Origin of the sequence: Ochrobactrum sp. MYb379, assembly GCF_037479515.1 — a bacterium.
Lineage (GTDB): Bacteria > Pseudomonadota > Alphaproteobacteria > Rhizobiales > Rhizobiaceae > Brucella.
Genome location: NZ_JBBGYW010000001.1, coordinates 187,126 through 209,607, shown reverse-complemented (window position 1 = coordinate 209,607; position 22,482 = coordinate 187,126). Strand labels below are relative to the sequence as shown.

Here is a 22,482-nt window from a genome sequence, read left to right as displayed (position 1 = left end):
TCCGATGCAAAATCACGTGTGATTTATAGCATCAAAAGAACTGCCTTGCCCGAAAATTCAAGGGCGTAAGCCACATTTCAAAACTCAAGACAACAAAAAACCCGACAGCGAAGCTGCCGGGTTTCCTGTAACCAATCCGTTAGGATTAGAACGAACGCTGGAAGCGAACCATACCCTGCCAAGCGTCCTGGCCCTTGAGAACCGACTTGTCGTCGTTCCACTTGGTGTAGGAAACTTCTGGAGTAATGGTGAAGCCTGGAACCAGTTCGTAAGCTACGTTTGCAGTAGCTGCGAAGGTTTCTGCCTTTTCGTAAGCGAGCTGAACGTTGAAGGTAGCCTTTTCGGTTGCCTTGAACTTCGCGCCGCCCCAAACAGCCCAATCGCCACCCCAGGTGCCGTAGAAGCTGTCGATTGCACGGATGCCACGGAACTGGCCGTTTGCATCTGTGAAGCCGTAGTAGTTGTCGTCGTTCGACTTGTAGCCGCCCTGTACCCATACGGAGAACTGGTCAGTTACGTTTACGTCGAGGCGAACCTTACCAGCCCACTCTTCGTTACGTGCGTCGTAAGCTGCAACACCGGCGATCGAACCCCAACCCTGAGCATACTTCAGGCCACCAACAACATGTGGTGTGTAGTCGTCGATAGTTACGTCGAAGTCAGCGTCGCCGTTGCCACCCTGTTCAAGAGCAATAACAGCCGAGAAGCCGTTGCCGCCACTGAAGGTGTAGCTGATTGCGTTTGTGCGGTAACCGCCAGCAAGGATCACGTCATCGTTGATGACGTCGCCGAGGTAACCAGGGAAGGTTACGAATGCGGATTCATCGAGACCAACGCGCAGGCCGCCAAGCTGGATGTAGCCGTAACGCAGAGTGCCGGTCGAACCCGAATCTTCACCGTTCTGGTACTGGAAGCGAAGTTCCGAATAGGTCTTCAGCGTGCCAAGTTCGGTTTCCGAAGCTGTCGAGAAACGAAGCGAGAAGCGTGTCAAGAAGTCGTAAGTGTCACGATCTTTGCCGCCCGACTGCGCCAAAGCGATGCTGCCGTCTGGGGTACGAGTAAGACCACCACCACGGTAGTAAACGTCGTCGCCGCCCTTAACGTCTGCACGAACGTAGCCGTGGATGCGCAGGCAGGTTTCGGTGCCTGGAATGTAGAAGTAGCCAGCGCCGTATGCATCGCAAACGCGGACGTATTCAACTGCTTCTGGCTCTGGAGCGACGATTGCGTCTGCTGCCTGAGCGCCGGTAGCTGCAACGAGAGCTGCAGCGGAGCCGAGGAGAAGGCTCTTGATGTTCATTTCTGACCTCCAGTCAAAGTTGTAAATGGGTCTGGGCATTCTGATTTGGCTGAAGGACAACCTGTCCCCATCCCCTGATGAAAAAGTCGCCCCGAAGCGCTCCTTCTTCTGGATGTGAAGATACTCGCCAACTTTTTGAGTTCAACAACGAATATCGCGAACCGGCATTAATTGGGAGCTATACAAGACGGTTGTTGCAGAAATGACACGAAATTGCCCGTATCTAATACAAAAATTAATGCTTTATTAGCATTTATGAACACCCGTTAACCCGTCTTAACGATTGAAAACGCGTGTTTTTTGGAATTTCTAAGGCACCAGATCGACGAATGCATCAATTGAAACGGATTCTGTCTCAAATCAGGCGCCCAGTTTATCAAAGCGGGCAAACCTTACACATTCGCAGCGAATCTCTGGGCAAGCTTTACACGCTGACCACAACAGAAATACCCAACGGAACACCGAGAAAACGGACTTATTCACAAGCCCCTATAGAATAATGCATATATTTTCCTGATAAATTTGCACTTAGCCCCTCAAATCACTTGAAATGATGAAGCGTACCGGCTATCTCGCCCTTATTGGAGAGGTGGCCGAGAGGTCGAAGGCGCTCCCCTGCTAAGGGAGTAGACCCGGAAGGGTCTCGTGGGTTCGAATCCCATCCTCTCCTCCATTACCAAATCATCCAAAATAATCGAATTTTGCTGTTTTCGACGCTGAATAGGGCGTCCGAACTTCGTTTATCTTTGATTTAATTTTTCTGACTTTTTCAGTTTCAAAATTTGCGATTCAATTAAGCTATTGAATAAACACTGTTTTTCGACTTTCAGCCGATTCTTGACTGGAGGTCAGAAATGAACATCAAGAGCCTTCTCCTCGGCTCCGCTGCAGCTCTCGTTGCAGCATCCGGCGCTCAGGCAGCAGACGCAATCGTCGCTCCAGAGCCAGAAGCAGTTGAATACGTCCGCGTTTGCGATGCATACGGCGCTGGCTACTTCTACATTCCAGGCACTGAAACCTGCCTGCGCATCCACGGCTACGTTCGTGCAGACGTTAAGGGCGGCGACGACGTGTATTATCGCGGCGCTGGCCTTACCCGTAACGCAGACGGCTCATTGGCTTATGCAGCCAAAAACGGCAAAGACCGCGACACTTACGACTTCCTGACCCGCTTCACGCTGCGCACGTCAACAGCTTCGGAAACCGAACTCGGTACTTTGAAGACGTACACAGAAACCCGCTTCAACTATAAGAATGGTGGCGATTCCGGCACTTCGCTGAACTTCGCTTACATTCAGCTCGGCGGCCTGCGCGTTGGTCTCGATGAATCCGCGTTCCTAACCTTCACTGGTTACCTCGGCGACGTTATCAACGATGACGTGATTTCCGCTGGTGGCTACCGCACCAACGCAATCAGCTACACCTTCACTGGCGGCAATGGCTTCTCGGCTATCATCGCTCTTGAACAGGGTAACAATGACGACGTCGACTTCGATGGAGTTATTACTGATTACACACCACATATCGTTGGTGGCCTGAAGTATGCTCAGGGCTGGGGCTCGATCGCTGGCGCAGCAGCTTACGACTCGGTTAACGAAGAGTGGATGGGCAAGGTTCGTCTCGACGTAAATGTAACCGAACAGTTCTCCGTATGGGTACAGGGCGCTTACAAGTCGAACAAAGATTACTACGCTCACTATGACGCAAACGGCGATCTCGTTTTTGATGGCGGCAGCTCGACATACCGCGGCGTTCGCGCAATCGATAGCTTCTACGGCACTTGGGGCGGCGATTGGGCTGTTTGGGGTGGCGCGAAGTTTGTAGCAAGCGAAAAAGCTACCTTCAACATTCAGGCTGCTTGGGAAGATGCCGGCACTTTTGCAGCTACTGCAAACGTAGCTTATCAGCTGGTTCCAGGCTTCACAATTACTCCAGAAGTTTCCTACACCAAGTGGAACGACGACAAGTCGGTTCTCAAGGGTCAGGACGCTTGGCAGGGTATGGTTCGCTTCCAGCGTTCGTTCTAATCAGAACAAAACGATATGCCTGACGCCGCTAGGGGACCTACGGCGTCAGGTTCATTTTAATTGTTCACGAACGTAATCGATATGCTTACTCAAGATGGGGATTTTGGGTGGGCGCCACTGAGTGAATACGAGAATAGAATGGGGGCAAACAGATCTTTTAGAGGGTCGTAATATGTCTCCACATAAAATTAGCTTACTTATCTTGTGTTTCTGTAATTATTTAATTATGTGTGTTTCCCATAAAAAATATGGGGGCATGCTATGATCGTCGTTGGGGGAACGAAGATCGATAGTGGTGATACATACACACCAGTTATCGATTATAATCTCGAATATACATCCATCAGAAGCCAGAAGCATAGAATTGTAGAACAATTCACTCTGGCAGAGCTGGCTGGTAAGTATATCAACATTCTCTGGGATGATGGGTCACACAAGTATAATGTGAAGTCTTTTCTCGGTGAGATCGATGAAATCCTGAAAGGCATGCGCTTTTCTGGGTTTGATCAAGCGATGCTCGACTCTGTCATTGGTACGCTTCGTGAGCGCGGTAACAGCAATGCAACCATCAATCGTAAGATGGCTGCATTAAGTAAGCTGCTGCGGAAGGCGCACAAAATGGGGGATATCTACAGCCTGCCGGAATTTGTTCGGCAGAAAGAGCGAGCAGGACGCATTCGCTTCTTAGAATATGAAGAAGAAAAGCGTCTCTTTGCTGCGGTTAAGTCACGCTGCGAAGATAGTTATCGTCTTTCAATTTTCCTCGTCGATACCGGCTGTCGCCTCGGCGAAGCTATTGGCCTGACCTGGAATGACATTCAGGAACATCGCACCACTTTTTGGTTCACCAAATCCAACCGAAGCCGGACAGTACCTCTGACAAAACGTGCAAAAAAGGCAACAGTCATTGAGCATGATCGCCTTAAGGGGCCCTTCTCAATGCTCAATCAGGTTCGTTTCCGTCAGATTTGGAACGAAGCCAAAATCGAAGTTGGCCTCGGCACAGATGATCAAGTTGTTCCACATATTTTGCGTCATACCTGCGCGTCGCGTTTGGTCCGTGGCGGAATTGATATTCGTCGTGTGCAGATGTGGCTCGGTCATCAAACTTTGCAGATGACCATGCGCTACGCTCATCTTGCTACACACGATCTTGATTCCTGCGTTAAAGTTCTCGAAGTGCACTGATGCAAGCTGTTGAGTTAAGACGGATTTCGCGAATGTGCGCGAAATCGGGGTGGCCTTTTAAATAAAGTTTTTAGTATCCTCAGAGCACCGCAGCCGGTGGGTTATCTGTACTTCACGAGCGATACAGACAAACAATAAACCCTTTACGACCATATGCATTCATTAATCTACGACACACTGCAGCCTGACGTGCCATCAAATAACTGAGCGATGATATTTCCTAGACTGGCAGTATGGTGAAAGATGACACAAGTTGCTAAGCCTGAGTTATCTTACATCGGGCGCAGATGTGCAAACCTGTTCCATCTAACCGCTTAAGCGGAGCGAGTTTGCCACTTCGGTCCCATCAGACACATTGACCGGAAGCATAATGACATCGCCTCGTCTCACACCACTTGTTGAAAGCCTTCCCTCCACCGTCCCTTTTGTTGGCCCAGAGACTCTCGAATTGCAGCGTGGAAAACCCTTCACTGCTCGAATTGGTGCAAACGAAAGCAGCTTTGGTCCTGCGCCTTCTGTCATTGAAGCAATGAAGCAGGAGGCATCTGAAGTATGGAAATATGGCGACCCAGAGAATTATGCTCTGCGCCACGCGATTGCCGCACATCATGGTGTGAAGCCAGAAAACATTATGCCGGGTGCCGGTGTGGATGCTCTGTTGGGCCTCGTTGTCCGTCAATATGTCCAGCAAGGCGACAAAGTAATCAATTCACTCGGCGGCTATCCGACATTTAACTATCACGTTTCAGGTTTTGGCGGCACTTTGCTAACTGTGCCTTACAATCAGGACAGGCCTGATCTCGATGCACTCATCGAGAAAGCGAAGCAGGAAAATCCGGCTCTGCTCTACATCGCAAACCCCGACAATCCGATGGGTACATGGCACGACGGTTCGGATATTCAGTCATTCATTGAACGACTACCTGAAACTACGATGCTGATTCTCGATGAGGCCTATTGCGAGACCGGCCCCGCTTCTGCGTTTCCGCCATTTGAACTGGCCCGGCCAAACGTCCTTCGGATGCGCACTTTCTCAAAGGCTTACGGGCTTGCGGGCATTCGCGTTGGTTACGTAGTGGGTAATGAGAATGCGATCAGCGCTTTCAACAAAATCCGCGATCATTTTGCAGTTAATCGGATTGCACAAGCGGCCGCTATCGCGGCACTAAAGGATCAGGATTATCTGAACGACGTTGTAGCTAAAATCCACGCGGGCCGTGATCGCATTGCAAAGATCGCAGTGAAACACGGATTAAAGCCAATCCCTTCGGCCACCAATTTCGTGACAATTGATTGCGGTCACGATGGCGCTTTTGCAACCGCTATCCTGAACGGCCTGATTGAACGAGACATTTTCGTCCGCAAGCCCGGCGCGCCAGTTCTTGACCGCTGTATTCGGGTGAGTGTCGGCATCAAGGAGCAATTGGATATGTTTGAAGCAGCACTTCCAGACGCAATCCTCGATGCGCAAAAAAGCCTATAGCAAATTTAAAACCATTCCAACGCACGTTCTGAATTACTGCGGAGATTATTATGTCAAACCAACTCAACGCCCAGACACGTAATCCGGTGTTCGGTACGCTTGCAGGCCTGTGTGGTGGACTGGCTATTGCTGCTTATGCAGGAGCCGCACACGGCGGTGAAAACCACTTGAGTGCCATAGCCCCCCTTTTGCTTGGCCATGCCCCTGCTCTCTTAGTTCTGTCATTGATTGTCCCCAATAGCCGCGTGGCAAGCATTGGCGGCGCCATACTCCTCGCAGGACTGGCACTGTTTTGCGGAGACCTCTTCATGCGCGACATGGCCGGAAGCAGACTATTTCCAATGGCAGCACCAACAGGCGGCAGCCTGATGATTCTCGGCTGGCTCATTGTTGGAGTAAGCAGTTGGTTCAAACGAAGCTGATTGCTTAAAGTAAACTTACAAAAAAGGCCTTGCAGGTTTGCAAGGCCTTTTCTCTAAAACGGTGTAAGTTCAAACCGACTTATAAGCCGTCCCAGATCTGGTTTATGAATTTCCCTTCAGTCGTGCATTGCAAAGGCTGTAATAACCGCCACCCTTCTGGACCCATTTAAGGCCGCCAAGCGCATTGGCATCTTTCGCCGCATGATACTGCTCAAGGCAAGTGTGCATGCGAGCCTTACCGGGCGATTCGCTGGAGAACTTGGCTGAAACAGCAGTCGGAAACTTCATGCCCTTTGGTGCCGCAACAGTAGGAGCGGCTGGCTCTGAATTGCCATCCGTTGTCAGGGCGACAGCGTCAGCACCTGGACCGCATTCAGCCTTGCGGAAATCATTCCATTTTGCGCCACCGTCAGTACCTGCATCTTTAGCAGCCTGATATTTTGTGCTGCACTGCTTCATTGTCAGGCCTTTGGCAGCATCATCGGCGGCTGGAGCCGCCGCATTTTTGGCAGGCGCAGCAGCCTTCTTTGCAGGAGCCGCTGGCGCTGCCGCAGCATCATCCCCGCACTGCGTCTTACGGAAATCGTTCCACTTAACATCACCAAGTGTCCCGGCATCTTTGGCCGACTGATACTTCGCGCTACACTCTTTCATCGTCAGCGCGCTGGCTTGTGTTGAAAAAGCAAAAGCAGATGCGCCCAGAATGAATGCGGTCCCAGCCAAAGCTGCAATGGTACGAATAGACATCTCGTCGCTCCCTGTCGAATACGGACTATTGTTTACGATAGTTATTACTCGATTATCGTTTAAAGCGGCCATACAAAACTTCGGGTCTTCTTTGCCCTTCTTCAAACCTTCCGAACGTCAAATTCGCTATCAATATTGATACTCGGCAAGTTGACTGTCAATCACTCGATTAATATTACCATTCTCTATAATACAAAATTTCTAAACGTCATTCTTAGCGCGTTACAACGGCTCATCGAACATAAGTAAACCTACAGTAATTATAATTATTTGTCTCAATATTATTGCAATAGAGTTAAAACCAGGAATTCGTCACCATGATTAAGAGAGTAATGATATTTGGCGGCGCAGGCTCAGGAAAGTCCACTCTGGCCCGTTCTCTCGGAAAAATAAGCGGCCTCCCGGTCGTTCACATCGATACGATTTACTGGCTACCCAATTGGACAATGCGCCCACGCGAAGAAATAGGACGTTTGACCACGGAAATTGCAAATCGAGATGAATGGATCTTCGAAGGCAACCATAGTGAAACAATGGCATATCGCGCAGAACGTGCTGATATGCTCATCTTTTTGGATATTTCGACACCGAGACGCCTCTGGCGAATCGTCGCCCGAACATTTCGCTATTTCGGAAATTCACGTCCAGACATGGCCGAAGGATGCAAAGAGCGCTTGGACTGGGAATTTCTCAATTTCGCAGCAAACTATCGGACCAATGGCCGCTTTCGTGCACTCGCTTTTACGGAAAAGGCACCATCGCATCTTTCGAAGCACCATTTACGCAGTCCGGCAGAGGTGAAACAGTTTCTTGCCAAAACCGAATACGAAATAATCCAAAATAATTCGAAGACATAAGCGCGATAAAATCAAAAAACGGGACGTAAAATAACAATATTGCTAGCAGTGCAGCAACATTCGCCAGATGCTATATTGGGAGCGTCTCCCAAGACATGGCGCTGGTCATTGGCATTCAAACAATCAAATCAGCGAAAATATATGCAGATAAGTGCTGGGGTTCGCTCTGGTCGTTTCATCAATTCGTTCAGTTTTTCGCAGCTTTGGAGTTGATCGTGTCAAATAGTGTCTCCCCACTTGTCGATACTACCAGCCTAATCACGCCGGATCGGCATCGCCTTTATGAAGATGCGATTGCAATGCTCATTGGCACCTCATTCATCGCGTTGGGCATAACCCTTTATAGCCAGGCTACACTGATGACTGGCAGCACCGCTGGAATCGCGTTGCTTATCCAGTATGCCACCGGCATCGGCTTTGGCGCGCTCTATTTTGTGATCAATCTGCCGTTCTATTATTTTGCAGCGAAACGGATGGGCTGGGCATTTACGGTCAGAACATTCATCGCGGTTGCTATGATGTCGCTCTTCGCCAAAATCATACCCATGTGCGTTGATTTCAGCTCAATCAACCCGCTGTTTGCAGCACTGATGGGCGGCACACTTATGGGGATGGGTGTTCTCGCCCTTTTCCGCCACCGATCGGGCGTCGGCGGTGTGAACATTCTGGCGCTTTATTTGCAAGATGCCTATGGCATTCGCGCCGGCTGGTTCCAGCTAGCACTCGACGTTATTATTATGCTTGGTTCCCTGTTCTTTATTCCTTGGGAAAACATGCTGTTATCGCTGGCCGGTGCCGTGGCTATGAATGTCATCATCGCGATCAATCATAAACCGGGGCGCTATCTCGGTATAAGTTAAACAAAAAGCCGCCTCACCGGGCGGCTGTTGTTTAAGTTTTGAACAGCCTCAGTGTGCTGTCATCCATTCGCGAGCACTGCGAAGCGCTGCAGCAAGTTCTGTCTTGCTCATGGTTGCAGCAACCTGATTGCGCATACGCTCGGCTTTCTGATTACCGCGAATTGCTGCGATATTGAGCCATTTATGCGCTTCAACCACATCAATCTCACAGTCCCGGCCAACCGCATATTTCAATCCCATTTCTAAAAGAATGCGATCCTGCGAACCCGCTTTGCTCTGCTGTGTAATGCTCTGAAACTGCGTCATTTTCATTGTCCCTGTTAAATCCCGAGAACCGTCCGCTCTTTGTTTCTGAGACTGGCTTTCACCGTCCCGGAACTGTCGGATCTGTCGTTCCGTTCATGATGTTGAGATTACGCAACAGAGTTAAAATGCACGTTAAACCAGATGCTTAACAACGCGACAACAAAATCCCAACAAGGAGTAAACTTCGGATTTTGTTAAACATCCAAGCTCAATGAATTGCAGCATTTTTCCAAATTGGCGGATTTTTCATCCACAGCACTTAGAAACCAGATGATAACCATGGTGCAGATTGGCTTCGTTTAGAACGTGGCTAGCAACGAATATAGCGCCTGCAATTATACCTCTTTCGCATCACTCCAAATTCGATTACGTTTACGTTTGCGTAAGTTTTCTGCAAGGCAATGTGCCTTGCCGCATTTTGGGAGGAATGCATGATCCGTAATTTTGTGATGGGACTGACTGCTGCCGTTGCTCTGACAGCAACCCTCGCTGCACCAGCTTTTGCTGACGAAGCCATTGTTGGAACGTGGAAGCGACCGAACGGCACAATCATCAGCTATGCAGCCTGTGCTGGTGGCAAATATTGCGGCACGGTTCAGACAGGCGAATATAAGGGCAAATCGATCGGTTCGATGGCAGGCAAAGACGGCAGCTATAAAGGCGAGGTCAACAAGCTTGACGAAGGCAAGACCTATACCGGAAAAGCCAGCGTCAAAGGCAACACGCTTTCGCTCTCCGGCTGCGTTATGGGCGGATTGATCTGCAAAAGCGAAAGCCTCACGAGGCAGTAATATTAATAAAAAGGCGGCCTCTCAGCCGCCTTTTTTAATTACCTGGCTTTTTGGCCAAAGAGCACCTTCTGCTCTTCTTCCTTGTTTGCGGAAGCCATTGCGCGTTCGCGCTCTTCTTTTCCAACCACAAGACCACGTTGCACTGCAGGTCGTGCGTTCATGGTTTCATGCCAGCGCTTGAGGTTTGGGAAATCTTCAAGCTTCTGCTCAAAGTTTTTGTAAGCGTTAATCCAGCCTATGCTTGCCATATCAGCGATGGAATATTCACCTGCGATATAGTCTTTGCCTTCAAGCTGACGATCAAGAACCCCGTAAAGGCGATTGACCTCATTGGTATAGCGATCAATGCCATACTGCACCTTCTCCGGTGCATAAATGCGGAAATGTCCAGCTTGACCTGACATCGGCCCAAGCCCACCCATCTGCCACATCAGCCATTCGTCGACGGCTACGCGCTTGCGTTCATCGGCAGGGTAGAATTTGCCGAATTTACGTCCGAGATATTGAAGAATTGCACCCGATTCAAAGACCGAGATCGGCTCGCCGCCCGGACCTTCTGGATCAACAATAGCGGGCATGCGATTGTTCGGTGCGATTTTGAGGAAATCTGGCTGAAACTGATCACCCTTACCGATATTCACATATTTGACCTCATAAGGAACGCCGAGTTCCTCCAGCATAATGCTGACTTTGAAGCCATTCGGTGTCGGCCAATAGTAAAGTTCAATCGGTTTTATCTGCTCGGCCATAGGTCGCATCTCCCGCTTTCTTGGCTTTGTCGATTATTACAATGCGAGCTAACATAAGCGCCGCGAATTGCGACACAAGGGCGAACCGACCAAGTTAATGAAACATCAATATTTTTGAACGCTGCATGAATAAGGCTCTCAGGAACAGTTCAGCAACTCGCCTTAAAATAATATCTTATAACCAAAGACCCATCATAGAGGGAAGTATGCTGCTAAGACGCACAACCATCGTATGCATGATGATCGCTGGCTTTGCGATTGTTGCAGGGCTTTTTGTTGATCGCAAACAACATGTTTATCGGGATCAGCCAATGACTGGAAATGTCACCGTAACGCATCTCGGCAGCAGCCACGCGAAAGCACACATCTAAGGAATGACCGAAAGCTGCGACACAAGTAATCTCATTTAAACAGAGACATGCGCGTGTCATTGATTTTGTTATACTGAGCCATGACACAGCGAATCGAACAGCCATTTCTCAACGAAATTAAAACGCCTCCGTTTATGGAGCCGCAAGTTTTTACCGATGCAGGCGCGGCGGTTGTCGCGCTTCGCAAGCTTTATGATCGCAATACCGCGTTTCTCCGCACTGCTTTTGAGCAGTTGGCAAAGGGAGAAGTCCGACCTCAGCGATATCGCGCTTTTTACCCCGAAATCTGCCTGTCGACATCAAGCTTTGCTCATGTTGATACACGTCTGGCGTTTGGCCATGTCTCCATGCCCGGCGATTATTCGGCAACCATCACGCGACCTGACCTTTTCGAGCACTATTTAAATGAACAAATCCGCCTGTTGATGCGCAATCATGGTGTGACTGTCACGGTGCGGGAATCAGCAACGCCAATTCCGATCCATTTCGCGTTCATGGAAGGCACTTACGTTGAGGCATCAGTTGCCAATGCCTTCACGCATCCGATGCGCGACCTGTTCGATGTACCAGATCTGGCCACAACCAATGACAAGATCGTCAATGCCGATCTTGATCCTTTGCCCGGTGAGCCGATGCCGCTCGCACCTTTTACAGCTCAGCGTGTTGACTATTCGCTGCATCGCCTCTCGCATTACACTGCGACAAGCCCTAAGCATTTTCAAAATTTCGTTCTGTTCACAAATTACCAATTCTATATGGACGAGTTCTGCGCCTATGCGCGCAAGCTGATGGCAGATGGCGGCGGCGGGTATGATAGCTTTGTCGAGCCGGGCAATGCGATAACTCTTGCCGGTGAAACGGCGCCGAGCACCGGAATTGCATTGCAACGCATGCCGCAAATGCCAGCCTATCATCTGCAGCGCAAGGATCATTCCGGCATCACGATGATCAATATTGGTGTGGGTCCGTCCAATGCCAAAACCATAACCGACCATGTTGCCGTGCTGCGTCCACATGCATGGCTGATGCTGGGGCATTGCGCTGGCCTACGTAACAGCCAGCAACTCGGTGATTATGTGTTGGCTCATGCCTATATGCGTGAAGACCATGTCCTTGATGATGATCTTCCTGCATGGGTGCCACTGCCAGCGCTTGCAGAAATTCAGGTCGCTCTTGAAGAAGCTGTTGAAGAGGTCACCGGCCTCGAAGGCTACGATCTCAAGCGCATCATGCGAACAGGCACAGTTGCGACGATCGATAATCGTAACTGGGAACTGCGCGATCAGCGCGGCCCTGTTCAGCGTCTTTCTCAGGCGCGGGCGGTAGCGCTTGACATGGAATCGGCCACGATTGCGGCCAATGGCTTCCGCTTCCGCGTGCCATACGGCACTCTGCTCTGTGTTTCTGATAAGCCATTGCACGGCGAGCTGAAACTGCCCGGCATGGCGACAGAATTCTACAAACGGCAAGTCGCCCAGCATCTACAAATTGGTATTCGTGCGATGGAGAAGATCGCTGCAATGCCAGATGAGCGACTGCATTCACGCAAGCTCAGAAGCTTTTACGAAACGGCTTTCCAATAAAAACAAAGATGCCGGAAGCCCTGCTTTCGGCATCATCATCACGCCGTAATCAGCCGCTATTCGCAAATAATGTCAAAACGCCGCGAAACTCTTGCTTTTATCCTGCTGATCAGTGCTGTTCTGGTATCAGTACCGCTTGTGCTTGGATTCCTTGGATCAGCACATCCGGCGTTCGACTCTTTAGCGCATTTCAGGTCATATCTCGCAATCCTGATGGGATTGCTGGCGCTGCCGCTTTTGTATACAGCAATGCGGCGTGAAGCTTTGATGATCCTGCTGTTTGCGATCCTCGCTTTCAGCACAACACTTGGTGCGGCACGCAATCTGCTGGATGGTTCATCAGCAGCGCGGGCTAATGTGCCAACTGGCGGGGCACGTTATAGTCTTGTGCAAATCAATCTGCGCTATAACAATCCTGAACCCAAGCGCGTCTTGCAAATGGTTGCGCAGGCAAAGCCTGATGTGATCGCTTATCAGGAAGCTGGCTTAGGCTGGGCGATGTGGATCGATATTCTCAAAGGCACCTACCCTTATCACTTTGAATGCCGCAAAGAAGGCAGCAATATGGGCCTGGGTATTTTATCCCGTCGTCCGTTCAGTGAAGGCAGTGCGCAGACATGCCTTGGCGATAACCGCCTTGCAATGACCTCAATTGATTTCAGCGGCACGCCAGTCAATGTTGCATCCTATCATGCTGTGCTTCCATGGCCGTATGGTCAGGCACCGATCATCAATAAGCTGGTGCCGGAATTGCAGAAATTCGACGACCCTTCCGTTATTGCAGGTGATTTCAACGCAACACCCTGGAGCAATGCAGTTCATCAGATAGAAAACGCTTCCGGCACAAAAGCAATGACCGGCATTGGCGGATCATGGCTACCGCAAAGCCTGCCGATGAAACTAGCGGCTTATATAGGCCTCCCAATTGACCAAATTCTCGTAAGTCCTGAAATCGAAGCGCCTGTCGCAGCAACGCTTGAAGAAGTTGGCTCCGATCACCTACCTGTCAGGCTTGAGTTTTCAGTTCCAATGCCTGTTCGGCCAGATGCCGACGAGCCTGAGACACAGTCGGTAATGCTGCAGTAAAAAGGCGGTTTGAAGCCGCCTTTTTCAATCACATATTTACATATGCCGGACTCTCGCCGACATTTTTCTCTACGGCGGACGATGCGGACAAAGTTCCTGTAAACATTACATGTTTACATAAAAGGTCCTTCGCCGACATTTTTCTTTACGGCGGACGAGACGGACACAGTTCCTGTAAACATTACATGTTTACATAAACCGGTCCTTCGCCGCCTTGTGGCGGAACCCAGTTGATATTCTGGTTCGGGTCTTTGATGTCGCAAGTTTTGCAATGCACGCAGTTCTGCGCATTGATCACAAAGCGCACATCCTTAGCCTGCGGATCAGCAGCTGAATTTCCATCAGCATCCACCCACTCGTAAACACCTGCTGGGCAGTAGCGTGTCGATGGACCTGCAAAAACATCATGCTCCGATGTCTGTTGCAGCTTCATGTCGGCAACCTGCAAATGCACTGGCTCGTTTTCGTCGTGATTGGTGTTGGACAAGAACACCGACGACAAACGATCAAAAGTCAAAACGCCATCCGGTTTTGGATAGTCAATCTTCTTGTGCTTTGCTGCTGGCTCAAGGCTCTGCGCATCGGTTTTGCCATGCTTGAGCGTACCAAAGAATGAGAGGCCAAACAGCTGGTTGGTCCACATATCGAGACCACCAAGCGCAACACCAACAACCGTTCCGAGCTTCGACCAGAGCGGCTTGACGTTGCGGACCCGCTTGAGGTCTTTGCCAATGGCGCTGTCGCGCCAGCTGTTCTCAATCTCAATCGGCTCATCATTTGCGCGACCAGCGGCCAATGCCTCTGCGATTTTATCGGCGGCGAGAATGCCCGACAGAACCGCATTGTGGCTGCCCTTGATGCGCGGAACATTGACGAAACCAGCGGAACAGCCGATCAGTGCGCCACCCGGGAAGGACAGCTTCGGCACGGACTGGAATCCGCCTTCGGTGATTGCACGTGCGCCATAAGAAAGGCGCTTACCACCTTCAAACGTATCGCGGATCGCCGGATGCGTCTTGAAACGCTGAAATTCCTCAAATGGCGACAAATATGGGTTCTTGTAGTTGAGATGCAGCACAAAGCCGACCGCAACCATATTGTCTTCAAGGTGATAAAGGAACGAGCCACCGCCGGTCTTCATATCAAGCGGCCAGCCGAATGAATGCTGAACCAGCCCAGCCTTATGCTTGGATGGATCAACCTGCCAGAGTTCCTTGAGGCCAATACCGAACTTGGCCGGCTCACGACCTTCATCAAGTTTGAACTTGGTAATCAGTTCTTTGGCAAGCGAGCCACGCGCACCTTCGCCAATAAGCACATATTTGCCGAGCAAAGCCATGCCGCGCGTATAGTTCGGACCATGCGTGCCATCACGCTCGACGCCCATATCGCCGGTAGCAACACCAATCACTGCGCCTTCATCATTGTAGAGCACTTCGGTGGCAGCAAAGCCCGGATAGATTTCAACACCAAGCTCTTCCGCCTTCGTGCCAAGCCAGCGGCAGACATTGCCAAGCGAAACAATGTAATTGCCATGATTGTTCATCAGTGGCGGCATGGCAAAGTTTGGCAGACGTACTGAACCCGCAGGGCCAAGCAACATGAAGTGATCGGCGGTTACAGGCGTTTTGAAGGGATGCCCCTCCTCTTCACGCCAGCCCGGTAGAAGCTGATCAATACCACTTGGATCGACAACCGCACCTGACAGAATATGCGCGCCGACTTCCCCGCCCTTTTCAAGAACAACGACCGAAAGCTCTGGATTAATTTGTTTGAAACGGATAGCCGCAGCAAGGCCAGCAGGGCCTGCGCCAACAATCACAACATCAAATTCCATGCTCTCGCGTTCGGGAAGCTCAACCACTTCAGACATTCGTGCCTCCGTCATATTTACATTTTCCCCTCACTATTTCAGCGCGGGCAATGCATCCAGTTGTTTTTGCTCATGAACCTATCGCAATTGTCGATAACCAACGACAATGACCAGTCCGTTCCCATATTGGTTCTACCCTCTCGCAGAGTTAGGGACTGTCGCATATGCGTCCAATTGTCCAAAAACCCCGCAAATTCGGCATTATAATATTTACCTTAACGTAAACGTCAATTTTTTTCTCTCTGAAATTTAGATTTGGGCCATTCTGCCGCAACAGGCTTTTTTGCCTGCACAAGATCACTTTAAAGCGGAAAGCGAAGACCTGCTCTTGCATTCAGCGCCAAAATTCGTCACCTCATTTATTGAGGTACAAGAATGAACAATGATCATGAATTGCTGGATATGGAAGGCTTGCTACGCTTTTACGCGGAAGCAGGCATCGACATGCCGCTTTCAGAAACACCCATTGATCGTTTTGCTGCACCAGCACCTACGATGGCACGCATGCAAGACGCGCCTTCTCCTGCTGCACAAAGTTCACGACCAGAGCGCTCGCAACAACCACGCGCAGCGATAGCGCCTTCCCCATCCAGCCGACCCGTTCAGGCAGCGTCAGACGTTCCGGACAATAGCCAGATAGAGCTTGCACGTGCCGCCGCATCGCAAGCCAATTCATTGGAAGAGCTGCGCGAGGCACTCGCCGGTTTCGACGGTTGCAATCTTAAATCAACAGCTAAAAACTTGTGTTTTGCAGATGGCGATCCATCGTCCGACATCATGTTTATTGGTGAAGCTCCGGGGCGAGATGATGACATGGAAGGACTACCTTTCATGGGCAAGCCCGGACAGCTTCTCAATCGCATGATTGAGGCTATCGGTTTCAAACGCGAGAACGTTTACATCGCCAATACAATTGCCTGGAGACCACCGGGCAACCGCGCACCGACACCGCTTGAATCAGAGCTTTGCCGGCCTTTCATTGAGCGACAGATTGAACTTGCCGCTCCTAAGTTGATTGTAGCGCTTGGCGGCCCTGCAAGTAAAACACTGACGGGATCGGGAGAAACCATTTTGCGGCTGCGTGGTAACTGGAACATCCATAGGACCGCATCAGGTGCAGAAATTGCTGTTATGCCAACGCTGCATCCTGAATATCTCTTGCGTATGCCTGCTCAAAAGCGCTTTGCATGGCGCGATTTTCTAGCCGTTAAAATGAAACTGGCAGAGCTAAAAGCTTAGTCTTTTTCATTATGTGGCCAGCGTCTAGCGACGTCTGTCACTAACATGCCGCAAACATACTTTATTCCGCCGCTTGCACTATATCTGTCGTCAACAGTGATTGTTACAGTGTCTGGGGGAGTTTGTTATGGCCGGTCAGCTTTTGCCGATTGCAGCACTGCTAGCGAGCACATTTTTGATGCTGCTTGCCGGTGGACTTGCCGGTATTTTGCTGCCTATTCGTGGCGGTCTTGAAGGCTGGTCCACAACCACAATCGGCTGGATGGGAACGACCTATGCGCTTGCTTTTACCATCGGCTGCATAGTCATCCCTCATTTGGTTAGGCGCGTCGGACATGTGCGCGTTTTCTCAGCCTTGCTGACACTGCTTTCAATCGCGTTGCTACTGCATTCATTGATCGTAAGCCCTTATGCGTGGATGATATTTCGTGGCATCGCCGGATTTTCGCTGGCTGGTTCTTATATGATCATCGAAAGCTGGTTGAATGAGCGTGTTACCAATGAATCGCGCGGCCGCGTCTTCTCAATCTATATGATCATCACCATGCTTGGCCTGATGTGCGGCCAATATATTCTTCCATTTGGCGACGCAACAACGCAGACGCTCTTCATCATCTGCGCAATTATCTACGCCAGCGCTTTGCTGCCGACTGCACTGTCCAGTGCGCAGTCCCCAAATCCGCTGACGCAGGTTAAGCTTGACTTGAAAGGCCTTTATCGTCGCTCCCCTGCGGCGGCAGTTGGATCATTTATTGCTGGGATCGTCGCAGGCACGTGGAGCTTTCTCGCTGCAATTTACGGCGGCATGAACGGGCTTTCGACATTCGGCATTGCGACAATGCTGGCATGCGCCATGATCGGCGGGGTTATTTTTCAGTATCCACTCGGACGTGCTTCTGATGTCGTGGATCGCCGCTACGTAATGGTAGTAGCGGGCGCAATTGGGTTCACCATTTCACTGATTATGCTTATTGCACACCCCACGTCGCCTTATGCACTCTATACGATGATGTTCCTGTTCGGCTCCGTCATCTATCCGATTTATAGCCTCAACGTCGCTCACGCGAATGACTATGCTGATGCGAGCGAATTTGTAAAAGTTTCGAGCGGGTTGCTCATTATTTACGGAGCAGGCAGCGTGATTGGCCCTGCCATATCAGGACCGCTTATGGACCTGATGGGTGCTTCGGGCTTTTTTGTCATCATGGCGGTCGCTTATGCGGTCTATGGACTGCATGCGCTTTGGCGCATCCGTCGCTTCGAGCGCCCAGCGGTCAGCGATCAGAAAACAGAATTCAAAATCTATACGCCGGACGGGCAGCCTACGCCCGAAACCATGCAGCTTGACCCACGTTCAGAAGCAACACCCGGCCAGGCTTGACGTTCACTGTGTTTGCTGTGGTGTATTTGTCTTATGAGGAGCAAGCGCCAACTGATGCTCGCGATAAATAATGTAGCCGCCAGCGCTCATCACAATCGCGCTGCCGAACAGCATTTCCAGTGTTGGAACATCGCCAAAAAAGAAAAAACCGATGCCAAGACCTAGCAGCATTGATGTGTATTCGAAAGGCGCAATGGTGCTCATAGGTGCATGGCGATAGCACTCAGTCAAAAGAATTTGCGCCACGCCTCCAGCGACACCTGCTGCAATCAGCATCGCGAATTGCGGTCCGCTTGGCATAACCCAGCCAAATGGAATACTGACCAGAGAAATAACGGTTGCTGAGATCGAAAAGTAAATAACAACTGTCGATGTTTTTTCTGTCTGAACGAGACGACGCACGAGCATCATTGCAAAAGCGGCCATGATTGCTCCGCCGAGCGCCGCGAGTGCACCCATCGCCTCATTATGTCCCACCTGACCTTCTGCAAACAGCGTCATACGGGGCCATATAATGATCAGAACACCAAAGAGCCCAATCACCACGGCACTCCAGCGATACATTCTGACAACTTCATGCAGAATGACGGCACCCAACACCACAGCAATAAGCGGAGACGCGTAGTTGATTGCGATTGCTTCGGGCAAAGGCAGTTTGGTCAGAGCGTAGAAGCTCAGCGTCATAGCTCCAACGCCCACCATGCCGCGCCAGAAATGGCTGAAACCATGTCGTGTTTGAAGAATACCTGATACCTGACCACGCACTGCAAAATAGACGAGGATGGCTAATACCGCGAAAAATGAACGGAAAAAGATCAATTGCCCAAGGGGAATTCCGTCTGCAGCTTTGAGCAGCGTCGACATGCCGACAAACACAGCAACCGAAGCAACTTTGAGGCTAATGCCAAGCATTGGGTTGTTTTGAAGCAGATCAGGTTCAGCCGTTTCATTCGGCTGAACATTTGCGGAGGCCGCGTCCTGGGGGGACTTCACAACGCAATTCCTTAAACGGGAGATAGGAGACTAAGGCGGGATAGGAACTTCAACACCTCATCCATAGGCCCGTTCTCTATAAAGTACCAGCACGCAAAGGATGTTGCTGGTAAAATTATTTCGCCAATTAGCTTTTCTTGTCGTTTGCTAAAAAGCCGGATACGACTCGTGCATCAGAGTGATCACAGAGAAGAGTTTCGCAATGCGTACTGAAACCGGCCAGACATTCCGCCTCGAAGATTATCGCCCAACGCCTTACGCTATTCCCGAAACGAAACTCGATTTCACCCTTGAGCCAGAAAAAACGATTGTCCGCGCAGAACTCGTTATCGAGCGCCGCGAGGGAACAGTTGCAGGCACGCCGCTTGTTCTCGATGGTGATGAACTGAAACTTGTCAGCATTCGCCTTGATGGCAAAGTTCTCAACAATAACAGATATTCGGCCACACCAGACAGATTGGAAATCACGGACCTGCCAGAGGCTGAACGCTTTACACTGGAAATCATCACGGAAGTTAATCCCACAACCAATCGTCAGCTTTCGGGTCTCTATCGTTCAAGCAATGTCTATTGCACACAATGCGAAGCAGAAGGCTTTCGGCGTATAACCTATTATTATGATCGCCCTGATGTGCTCTCCATCTATACGGTCAGCCTCAACGCCGAAAAAACAGCAGCACCAATATTGCTCGCGAACGGCAATCCTGTTCAGCAGGGTGTCGTTTCAGGCAACCCTGATAGGCATTTTGCAATCTGGCATGACCCGCATCCCAAGCCGTCATATCTGTTCGCGCTTGTCGCAGGCTCGCTCGATGTTGTGACAGACAATTTCACGACGCAATCTGGCCGCGCGGTGGATCTCGCCATCTATGTTGAGCATGGGAAGAAAGAACGCGCCCTCTATGCCATGGATGCACTGAAGCGTTCGATGCGCTGGGATGAGGAGAAGTTCGGTCGCGAATACGATCTGGATATTTTCAATATCGTCGCGGTTTCCGATTTCAACATGGGCGCCATGGAAAATAAGGGCCTGAATGTCTTTAACGACAAATATGTGCTGGCCGATCCTGAAACCGCGACGGATGTCGATTATGCGGGGATCGAAGCAGTCATTGCGCATGAATATTTCCATAACTGGACCGGTAATCGCATCACCTGCCGCGACTGGTTCCAGCTTTGCCTTAAAGAAGGCCTGACCGTTTATCGTGACCATGAGTTTTCAGCCGATGAGCGCTCGCGGCCTGTGAAGCGCATTGCTGAGGTGAAAATTCTTAAGGCGCAACAGTTTCCAGAGGACAGCGGTCCGCTCTCGCATCCTGTGCGCCCACGCGAATATAGCGAGATCAATAACTTCTACACGGCAACTGTTTACGAAAAAGGCTCTGAAGTGGTGCGGATGATCCGCACCATCATTGGGCCAGATCTTTTCCGTAAAGGAATGGATCTTTATTTTGAGCGCCACGACGGCGATGCGGCAACGATTGAAGATTTTATCAAGGTCTTTGCCGATGTCTCAGGACAAGATTTTTCACAGTTCGCGCTCTGGTATGATCAGTCAGGCACACCGAAGGTCGAAACAAGTTTCGATTTCGATGCCGTAAACGAAACCTACACCATCAATTTCACGCAATCACTTGCCCCTACTCCCGGTCAGCCAGTGAAGAAGCCAATGCATATCCCAGTCGTTTTTGGTCTGTTAGGTTCTAACGGCAAGGATATGGAAGCTTCGTCTGTGGAAGGGGGCGAGGTGCATGACGGCATCATCCATCTGCATAGCGCTACCGAAACTATAATCTTCAAAGGCATTAAAGAGCGCCCTGTCCCGTCGTTGCTGCGTGGCTTCTCGGCACCAGTTAATCTGGTCTCGCCGCTTACGGCAGAAGATCGGGCCTTTCTCGCGCTCAATGACAGTGACCCGGTAGCACGCTGGCAGGCGCTGACTGTTATTTTCACACAGGCGCTGCTTGAAGGTGCAAAACGCTTACGTGGCGGACATGCACCCGAAACCGACGAGAAGATCATCACGCTTGCCGGTAAGATTGCCACTGACGAAACACTCGACGCCGCCTTCCGCGCTTTGTGCCTGACCTTGCCTACCGAAAGCGATATTGCGCGCGAAATGGGTGAAAATGTTGATCCGGATGCTATCTTTGCAAGCCGCGATCATCTGATTGCAGCAATCGGATCGGCCTACGCGAAAGAATTTGTAGCGCTTTACACCAGCTTGCAACAAGACGGCGCTTTCTCCCCTGATGCTCAATCGGCAGGCAAGCGCGCGTTACGCAACGTACTGGTTGATTATCTTAGCCGTCATGAAAACAGCCCAGCACGCGCAGCACAGCAATTTGCGCATAGTGACAACATGACAGACCGAGCGGCGGCACTCAGCGTGCTGGTGCATCGGTTCGGTGACAGCCATGAAGCGCTCGACGCACTCGCATCCTTTGAGAAGCGTTTCGGTGATGACGGTCTAGTCATGGACAAGTGGTTTATCGTGCAGGCAACGCGTCCGGGTGAGAAAGCGCTTGAAGCCGTTCGTACACTGACAAAAGACAAACTGCTTTCGTTCGACAATCCAAACCGCGTGCGTGCATTGATCGGTGCCTTTTCGGCCAGCAACCCGACAGGGTACAATCGCAAAGATGGCGCTGCTTATGATTTCTTTGCCGACATTGTTCTGGCAATTGATCCTGAGAACCCGCAGCTTGCGGCCCGTCTTCTGACTGCCTTGCGGTCATGGCGTTCACTGGAGGATACACGTCGTGAACATGCACGCGCCGCTCTTGCTCGTATTTCCGGTACGCAAAAGCTCTCGACCGATCTGCGCGACATCGTTGATCGCACGCTGGCTTGATTCGCGAATCGGCTAAATGGCTCTATGATTCGAAAACCCGGCCTTGAATTGGGCCGGGGTTGTTGATTTTGGTTATATTGAAGCAAAGTCGCATAAATACTGAAAAAGCTTACGGCTTTCATGAGTCTTTTCATGGTGTTAGATGCGCGACCTCTCAAATTGATTCCGCTTAACAGTTTGAGATTCAATAGAAAATCAGAATGGCAAATGCGGTAATTTACTTCTCATTAACGAATTCACTGGACAGCACGAATCACTTTTGATTCATTAGCCTTGTTCGGAGATGGCGTATTCCGAAACATTTCGAGTAGAGATTTCAGTTCACACAGTTCCGGGCGGACAGCGCTTAAAGCGTTTCTGGAACTGTTTCGA

General features: G+C 50.5%; 19 protein-coding genes and 1 tRNA gene. 14 read left to right on the top strand and 6 right to left on the bottom strand.

Translation table 11 applies throughout. The features are described from left to right. Window positions 1–145 precede the first annotated feature (145 nt). The gene (locus WH356_RS01055; RefSeq protein ID WP_339508187.1) at window positions 146–1,300 is read right to left on the bottom strand and encodes a porin; all 1,155 of its coding nucleotides are present in this window, start codon (window positions 1,298–1,300) and stop codon (window positions 146–148) included. 583 nt (window positions 1,301–1,883) lie between these two features. Between WH356_RS01055 and WH356_RS01050 the strand changes: the two genes are divergently transcribed. The 5 genes from WH356_RS01050 (at window position 1,884) to WH356_RS01030 (ending at window position 6,420) form a co-directional block, all read left to right on the top strand. After that, window positions 1,884–1,973: transfer RNA gene (locus tag WH356_RS01050), tRNA-Ser, on the top strand. A gap of 181 nt (window positions 1,974–2,154) precedes the next feature. Then, complete coding sequence (locus WH356_RS01045) at window positions 2,155–3,327, top strand: porin (RefSeq protein WP_339508185.1); 1,173 nt, start codon at window positions 2,155–2,157, stop codon at window positions 3,325–3,327. A gap of 261 nt (window positions 3,328–3,588) precedes the next feature. Further along, the gene (locus WH356_RS01040) at window positions 3,589–4,515 is read left to right on the top strand and encodes a tyrosine-type recombinase/integrase (protein WP_339508183.1); all 927 of its coding nucleotides are present in this window, start codon (window positions 3,589–3,591) and stop codon (window positions 4,513–4,515) included. A 370-nt stretch (window positions 4,516–4,885) separates the two neighbouring features. Further along, complete coding sequence (locus WH356_RS01035) at window positions 4,886–5,998, top strand: pyridoxal phosphate-dependent aminotransferase (RefSeq protein WP_339508182.1); 1,113 nt, start codon at window positions 4,886–4,888, stop codon at window positions 5,996–5,998. A gap of 50 nt (window positions 5,999–6,048) precedes the next feature. Further along, a complete protein-coding gene (locus WH356_RS01030) occupies window positions 6,049–6,420 on the top strand; it encodes a DUF423 domain-containing protein (RefSeq protein ID WP_339508180.1) in 372 nt (123 codons plus the stop codon). Window positions 6,421–6,522: 102 nt separating this feature from the next. Here the strand turns inward: WH356_RS01030 and WH356_RS01025 are convergent, their stop codons facing one another. Continuing rightward, a complete protein-coding gene (locus tag WH356_RS01025) occupies window positions 6,523–7,167 on the bottom strand; it encodes an antifreeze protein (RefSeq protein WP_339508178.1) in 645 nt (214 codons plus the stop codon). A 332-nt stretch (window positions 7,168–7,499) separates the two neighbouring features. Here WH356_RS01025 and WH356_RS01020 point away from each other — a divergent pair, with 332 nt between their 5' ends. Beyond that, entirely contained in the window at window positions 7,500–8,024 is a 525-nt protein-coding gene (locus tag WH356_RS01020) for a DNA topology modulation protein FlaR (RefSeq protein WP_339508176.1), read from the top strand. A 299-nt stretch (window positions 8,025–8,323) separates the two neighbouring features. Further along, on the top strand, window positions 8,324–8,884 hold the full coding sequence (locus WH356_RS01015; RefSeq protein ID WP_339508904.1) for a YitT family protein: 561 nt from the start codon (window positions 8,324–8,326) through the stop codon (window positions 8,882–8,884). A gap of 48 nt (window positions 8,885–8,932) precedes the next feature. Here the strand turns inward: WH356_RS01015 and WH356_RS01010 are convergent, their stop codons facing one another. Further along, window positions 8,933–9,190: a sel1 repeat family protein gene (locus tag WH356_RS01010; protein ID WP_339508174.1), complete on the bottom strand. Its 258-nt coding sequence runs from the start codon at window positions 9,188–9,190 to the stop codon at window positions 8,933–8,935. 449 nt (window positions 9,191–9,639) lie between these two features. On the opposite strand from WH356_RS01010, the gene WH356_RS01005 reads away from it, so the two are divergent. Beyond that, window positions 9,640–9,981 carry a DUF2147 domain-containing protein gene (locus WH356_RS01005; protein ID WP_445253614.1) on the top strand — a complete coding sequence of 114 codons (342 nt, stop codon included), beginning with the start codon at window positions 9,640–9,642 and terminating at the stop codon, window positions 9,979–9,981. 38 nt (window positions 9,982–10,019) lie between these two features. Here WH356_RS01005 and WH356_RS01000 read toward each other — a convergent pair whose 3' ends face one another. Further along, a complete protein-coding gene (locus tag WH356_RS01000; protein WP_339508170.1) occupies window positions 10,020–10,730 on the bottom strand; it encodes a glutathione binding-like protein in 711 nt (236 codons plus the stop codon). A gap of 206 nt (window positions 10,731–10,936) precedes the next feature. Between WH356_RS01000 and WH356_RS00995 the strand changes: the two genes are divergently transcribed. From WH356_RS00995 to WH356_RS00985, 3 genes are all read left to right on the top strand, one after another. Beyond that, window positions 10,937–11,101, top strand: a complete 165-nt coding sequence (locus WH356_RS00995) for a hypothetical protein (RefSeq protein ID WP_339508168.1) — start codon at window positions 10,937–10,939, stop codon at window positions 11,099–11,101. Between the two features lie 80 nt (window positions 11,102–11,181). Beyond that, complete coding sequence (locus WH356_RS00990) at window positions 11,182–12,684, top strand: AMP nucleosidase (RefSeq protein ID WP_339508166.1); 1,503 nt, start codon at window positions 11,182–11,184, stop codon at window positions 12,682–12,684. A 69-nt stretch (window positions 12,685–12,753) separates the two neighbouring features. Further along, window positions 12,754–13,770: an endonuclease/exonuclease/phosphatase family protein gene (locus WH356_RS00985; protein WP_339508164.1), complete on the top strand. Its 1,017-nt coding sequence runs from the start codon at window positions 12,754–12,756 to the stop codon at window positions 13,768–13,770. A gap of 181 nt (window positions 13,771–13,951) precedes the next feature. On the opposite strand, the gene WH356_RS00980 is transcribed toward WH356_RS00985, so the two are convergent. Further along, window positions 13,952–15,643, bottom strand: coding sequence for an electron transfer flavoprotein-ubiquinone oxidoreductase (locus WH356_RS00980; protein ID WP_339508162.1), 1,692 nt, complete (start codon window positions 15,641–15,643; stop codon window positions 13,952–13,954). Between the two features lie 375 nt (window positions 15,644–16,018). On the opposite strand from WH356_RS00980, the gene WH356_RS00975 reads away from it, so the two are divergent. Then, window positions 16,019–16,882 (top strand): uracil-DNA glycosylase, encoded by an 864-nt coding sequence (locus WH356_RS00975; protein WP_339508161.1) that lies wholly within the window; start codon window positions 16,019–16,021, stop codon window positions 16,880–16,882. A 127-nt stretch (window positions 16,883–17,009) separates the two neighbouring features. After that, window positions 17,010–18,263: an MFS transporter gene (locus tag WH356_RS00970; RefSeq protein ID WP_339508160.1), complete on the top strand. Its 1,254-nt coding sequence runs from the start codon at window positions 17,010–17,012 to the stop codon at window positions 18,261–18,263. A 3-nt stretch (window positions 18,264–18,266) separates the two neighbouring features. On the opposite strand, the gene WH356_RS00965 is transcribed toward WH356_RS00970, so the two are convergent. Then, window positions 18,267–19,175, bottom strand: coding sequence for a DMT family transporter (locus WH356_RS00965; protein ID WP_339508903.1), 909 nt, complete (start codon window positions 19,173–19,175; stop codon window positions 18,267–18,269). A 283-nt stretch (window positions 19,176–19,458) separates the two neighbouring features. Between WH356_RS00965 and pepN the strand changes: the two genes are divergently transcribed. Beyond that, entirely contained in the window at window positions 19,459–22,110 is a 2,652-nt protein-coding gene (gene pepN, locus WH356_RS00960) for an aminopeptidase N (RefSeq protein WP_339508158.1), read from the top strand. The last annotated feature ends 372 nt before the right edge of the window (window positions 22,111–22,482 follow it).

Excerpts from the sequence above, each read along its gene's own strand:
- WH356_RS00985 (WP_339508164.1), top strand. The coding sequence starts at position 12,754 with ATGTCAAAACGCCGCGAAACTCTTGCTTTTATCCTGCTGATCAGTGCT.
- WH356_RS01045 (WP_339508185.1), top strand. The coding sequence starts at position 2,155 with ATGAACATCAAGAGCCTTCTCCTCGGCTCCGCTGCAGCTCTCGTTGCA.
- WH356_RS01030 (WP_339508180.1), top strand. The coding sequence starts at position 6,049 with ATGTCAAACCAACTCAACGCCCAGACACGTAATCCGGTGTTCGGTACG.
- WH356_RS01015 (WP_339508904.1), top strand. The coding sequence starts at position 8,324 with ATGCTCATTGGCACCTCATTCATCGCGTTGGGCATAACCCTTTATAGC.
- WH356_RS01040 (WP_339508183.1), top strand. The coding sequence starts at position 3,589 with ATGATCGTCGTTGGGGGAACGAAGATCGATAGTGGTGATACATACACA.
- pepN (WP_339508158.1), top strand. The coding sequence starts at position 19,459 with ATGCGTACTGAAACCGGCCAGACATTCCGCCTCGAAGATTATCGCCCA.
- WH356_RS00965 (WP_339508903.1), bottom strand. The coding sequence starts at position 19,175 with ATGCTTGGCATTAGCCTCAAAGTTGCTTCGGTTGCTGTGTTTGTCGGC.
- WH356_RS01035 (WP_339508182.1), top strand. The coding sequence starts at position 4,886 with ATGACATCGCCTCGTCTCACACCACTTGTTGAAAGCCTTCCCTCCACC.
- WH356_RS00995 (WP_339508168.1), top strand. The coding sequence starts at position 10,937 with ATGCTGCTAAGACGCACAACCATCGTATGCATGATGATCGCTGGCTTT.
- WH356_RS01055 (WP_339508187.1), bottom strand. The coding sequence starts at position 1,300 with ATGAACATCAAGAGCCTTCTCCTCGGCTCCGCTGCAGCTCTCGTTGCA.
- WH356_RS01020 (WP_339508176.1), top strand. The coding sequence starts at position 7,500 with ATGATATTTGGCGGCGCAGGCTCAGGAAAGTCCACTCTGGCCCGTTCT.
- WH356_RS00990 (WP_339508166.1), top strand. The coding sequence starts at position 11,182 with ATGACACAGCGAATCGAACAGCCATTTCTCAACGAAATTAAAACGCCT.
- WH356_RS01010 (WP_339508174.1), bottom strand. The coding sequence starts at position 9,190 with ATGACGCAGTTTCAGAGCATTACACAGCAGAGCAAAGCGGGTTCGCAG.
- WH356_RS00980 (WP_339508162.1), bottom strand. The coding sequence starts at position 15,643 with ATGTCTGAAGTGGTTGAGCTTCCCGAACGCGAGAGCATGGAATTTGAT.
- WH356_RS01025 (WP_339508178.1), bottom strand. The coding sequence starts at position 7,167 with ATGTCTATTCGTACCATTGCAGCTTTGGCTGGGACCGCATTCATTCTG.
- WH356_RS00975 (WP_339508161.1), top strand. The coding sequence starts at position 16,019 with ATGAACAATGATCATGAATTGCTGGATATGGAAGGCTTGCTACGCTTT.
- WH356_RS01005 (WP_445253614.1), top strand. The coding sequence starts at position 9,640 with ATGGGACTGACTGCTGCCGTTGCTCTGACAGCAACCCTCGCTGCACCA.
- WH356_RS01000 (WP_339508170.1), bottom strand. The coding sequence starts at position 10,730 with ATGGCCGAGCAGATAAAACCGATTGAACTTTACTATTGGCCGACACCG.
- WH356_RS00970 (WP_339508160.1), top strand. The coding sequence starts at position 17,010 with ATGGCCGGTCAGCTTTTGCCGATTGCAGCACTGCTAGCGAGCACATTT.